Source organism: Aeromonas schubertii (assembly GCF_000820105.1).
Taxonomy (GTDB): Bacteria; Pseudomonadota; Gammaproteobacteria; order Enterobacterales; family Aeromonadaceae; genus Aeromonas; species Aeromonas schubertii.
The window spans coordinates 1-4010 of sequence record NZ_CDDB01000070.1 but is presented as its reverse complement, the minus strand read 5'-3'; the positions used below and the strand labels follow the sequence as shown (position 1 = coordinate 4010).

At 63.0% G+C, this 4010-nt stretch carries 3 protein-coding genes; 1 reads left to right on the top strand and 2 read right to left on the bottom strand.

Annotated features, from left to right (window positions below):
- Positions 1-36: 36 nt before the first annotated feature.
- Positions 37-960 (bottom strand): LysR family transcriptional regulator, encoded by a 924-nt coding sequence (locus tag BN1133_RS14435; RefSeq protein WP_050667196.1) that lies wholly within the window; start codon positions 958-960, stop codon positions 37-39.
- A gap of 103 nt (positions 961-1063) precedes the next feature.
- On the opposite strand from BN1133_RS14435, the gene BN1133_RS14430 reads away from it, so the two are divergent.
- Positions 1064-1678: a LysE family translocator gene (locus BN1133_RS14430; protein ID WP_050667195.1), complete on the top strand. Its 615-nt coding sequence runs from the start codon at positions 1064-1066 to the stop codon at positions 1676-1678.
- 27 nt (positions 1679-1705) lie between these two features.
- Here BN1133_RS14430 and BN1133_RS14425 read toward each other — a convergent pair whose 3' ends face one another.
- A complete protein-coding gene (locus BN1133_RS14425) occupies positions 1706-3703 on the bottom strand; it encodes a bifunctional 2',3'-cyclic-nucleotide 2'-phosphodiesterase/3'-nucleotidase (RefSeq protein ID WP_050667194.1) in 1998 nt (665 codons plus the stop codon).
- Between the last annotated feature and the right edge of the window lie 307 nt (positions 3704-4010).

The following is a 4010-nucleotide window of genomic DNA, read 5'->3' as shown; positions in this document are numbered from 1 at the left end:
CCTTAACTGATCGGCATTACCGTCACGGCTCCTTTTTTATGGCTGCACCTTGGGGCCGCCGAGTTCCTTTCGCAGTCGCTCCTGAACAAAGGTGATGAAGTGGTTGATTCGGCGCGGCCGGCTCTCCCGGCTGCTGCCCATCAGGGCGACGATATCGACGGCGGGCGGCGCATAGTCGGGCAGCACGGGAACCAGGGTGCCCGCCGCCAGCTCGGGTTGCAGATCCCACTCGGAGCGATGAATGATCCCCAGCCCCTGCAGGGCCCACTGCTTGACCGCATCGGCCACGTTGCTGGTGAGGGAGGGGGAGACCCGGATACTCGACTCCTCTCCCGAGGCGAGGTGGCGCAGGCGCCACAGGGTGCAATCCTCGTCGTTCTCCCGCAGCACTATGCAGTGGTGATGGGCGAGATCCTCCGGCCGGTGCAACGGCGGCATGCTGGCCAGATAGGCCGGCGCGGCGCACAGCAGGCGGCGGGTTGGGGCTATCAGGGTGCGATAGAGTGGGCTCTGATGCAGATCGCCAATGTAGAACATGATGTCGGGCTGGCGCGGATTACCCTCCCAGGCGGGGCGATCCGAGAGGGTCAGATCGAGGGTCACATGGGGATGCCGGCGCCGGTACTCCCCCAGCAGGGGGGCGAGGCGTTTCTCTCCAAAGCCGATGGGCGCCACTATGTTGAGCTGGCCCCCCAGCTCCTCGCGGCTGCTCTGCAGGCTCTCCTCCAGCGCCCGCATCTGGCGCAGCACCTCGCCGCCGCGTTCGGTGATGAGTCGTCCCTGGGGGGTGAGCCTGGGCTGGCGACCGCGCTCGAACAGGCTGACGCCCAGGCTGGCCTCCAGCCGCTTGAGCTTCTGGGTCACATGCGGTGCCGAGACGTCGAGACGACGGGCGGCGATGGCAAAGCTGGGGCTGGTCGCCAGGGTGACGAGAAAGTGGAGATCCTGCAGGGCGATCATTAACCCACTCCTTAATATCGGATTAACTGATGGGTGAATATCAGCCGGATGCTAGCACATGGTACCGTGGCGCCCAACCTCGTCCGTCACCCCAGGAAAACCCATGACTCCCGCCCTGCTCTCGATCTTCGCCGTCAGCTGCCTGGCATTCAGCTTCTCGCCCGGAGCCGGAGCCGTCGCCACTATGTCGCGCACCCTGGAGGGAGGTCGGCGGCTGGCAGGCTTCAATATCCTCGGCCTGCAACTGGCCCTGCTGCTGCATCTGCTGGTGGTGAGTGCCGGCCTCGGCAGCCTGGTTGCCGGCTCGGATACCCTGTTCCACGCCATCAAGCTGATGGGTAGCGGTTATCTCTGCTACCTGGGTATTGCCAAGTTTCGTCAGGGAGAGGTGGCCTTGCGGCAAGGTGAGACCTCGCAGGGCTGTGCATGGCAGAGCCTGCGCCAGGGATTTCTGGTCAACCTCAGTAACCCCAAGTCCATCGTCTTTCTGGTTGCTTTCCTGCCCCAGTTTGCGGAGGCCGGTGAGGGGATGGTCCACTACCTGTGCCTCGGCGCCATCATCATCGCCATCGATACCCTGGCCATGGTGAGCTATTCCCTCTGCGCCGGCTTGCTGCTGGGGCGGCTCGCCCGCCAGGGTCAGCTGCGCTGGCTCAACCGGGGGTTCGGTCTCATCTTCATTGTCCTGGCGCTGCTGTTGGCCCTCTCGGGGCGATAAGAAGGCGGCCCGCAGGCCGCCTTGTCATCAGGGCTGGCGTACCAGCCGGTAGATGGCGTAGCCGGGGTGCTTGGGATCATCCATCGGCAGGGTCGAGAGGTACTGCAGATCGCTGCCCGCCAGGGCCTTGGCCTCCTCCTTGGGTGAGGAGTAGAGGCGCAGGTCGACGCTGGCCGGCAGGGCCTTCATGTGCCAGTTGCCGTCGGCGCTCGGGGAGAAGCCACCCGGATTGGCGGTGGAGAGATGCACCAGGTACTCGGAGAGGATCTCGCGGGTCTCCTTGGGATCCTCGTGCACGATCACCTTGCTGTTGATGCCCGGGAAGTGGCCGCCGCCGCTGGCGCGGTAGTTGTTGGTCACCACATAGAACATCTGGGCCGGATCGACAGGCTGCCCCTGATAGGTGAGGTTGCTGATGCGGCTGCCGTCGCTCACCTTGGCCCCGTCCTTGTCATAGCGGGCCGGCTGGGTCACATCCACTTCATAGCTCACCCCGTCCAGCACATCGAAGTTGTAGGTGCGGAACTGCTCGTTCACCAGCCACTGGGTGGTGGTGGCGGCCGGGTCGATGCGGTTGAACTGGCCGGCACTCATCTCCAGCCACTCCTTGACGGTGGCACCGTTGATGGCGACCACCTGCAGGGTGTTGGGATAGATGTAGAGATCCGAGACGTTGCGCAGTGAGATGTTGCCCGCCGGCACCCAGGTGAAGTCGGTGATGCCGTTGCGGCCACCGCGGAACGGCGCCGCCGCCGACAGTATGGGCCAGCTCTCCTTGAGCAGACCGCTCTGGCGCAGGCTGTTGGCGTGCCAGCGCTGGGCGTCGCTCACCAGCTGGATCGAGGGGTCATCCTGCACCAGGGCGAAGAAGCTGTGGATGGGCTGGGTGATCTTGCCGAGGGGCTCGTCGAGCCAGGCGTTGGTGGCATCGTGATCCGCCTGCACCAGGCCGGCGACCTTCTCGTCAACCGGGCTCCCCTCGCTGCTGTCGATCTTGCGCAGCTGGGCCTGGCTCGAGGCCACCTGCCAGCGCCCCTCCTTGAAGGTGAGCTTGAGGTCGATGATGCCGAGGTGATTACCCCAGAAGCCGGGCATCACGGTCGGCACGCCGGCCAGGGTGCCCTTGTCGTTGTCGATCCCCTGGATATCGGGATAGTCGCCGGGGAAGTTCTTGTGGGCGTGCCCCAGCATCAGGGCGTCGACCCCCTTCACCTGCGCCAGGTAGTAGGCGGCGTTCTCCATCAACTGTTCACGGCTGGCACCCGTGATGCCGGTGTGGGCCACCACCACCACCAGATCGGCCCCCTTGGCGCGCATCTCGGGGATGTAGTGCTCGGCGGTCTCGACCATGTCGGCCACCACCACCTTGCCCTCCAGGTGGCGCTTGTCCCACTGCACCACCTGCGGCGGGGTCAGCCCCAGCACGCCAACCTTGACGGTCTGGGTGTTGCCGTTGGCATCCTTGACCTGGCGATCGAGCAGCAGATAGGGGGTGAAGCGGTTGGCGCTCCAGTCGATGGTACCGCTGGCGTCGCGCTTGAAGGCGCCGGCGGCGAAGACGTTGGCGTTCACATAGGGGAAGTTGGCTCCCTTGAGCGCCGCCGTCAGGTAGTCGAGGCCGTAGTTGAACTCGTGGTTGCCGAGGTTGCCCACGTCATAGCCGAGCTCGTTCATCGCCTTGAAGGCAGGGTGGGCCTGCTTGGCCAGGTAGTTCCCCTTCTCCTGCTGATCGAAGACGTAGTCGGCGAGCGGCGATCCCTGGATCAAATCGCCGTTGTCGAGCAGCAGGTTGTTGGGATTCTCGGTGCGCGCCTGACGGATCAGCAGGGCGGTGCGGGAGAGGCCGAATTTGCGGTCTTCCTTATTCTGGTAGTAGTCAAAACCGAGCAGGTTGGAGTGGATGTCGGAGGTCTGGATCAGACGCAGGGTCACGTCACCGGGTTGCGCTTGGCTGCTGTTGTCACTCTGACAGCCAGACAGCAGCAGGATGGCGGCTACCGCCCCCAGCTTGAAGTATTGTTCCATGATGATTCGCTTCTGTAGTTGTTAGTGCCAGCGCGCGAATGATACCCGATTGGATTTACTGAGGCTGTGAGGAGCTTGGCAGAGCACGAAACCGGTTTCGAAAAGAGAAGGGCTGTGGGATGAAAATAAAGTTTCATCATTTATGCTCAACGAACCCATTGACCTTATTGGGCGGTCAGCCTGCTATCTATAGATAAAGTATCATCATAATTGTGGATAACTGCCCAGTGTTGCCCAGCGTAGTGAAAATAAAGTTTCATCATAGATCAGGCCATTGGGGTCACATCTAAGGAAGGTGCGAACAAGT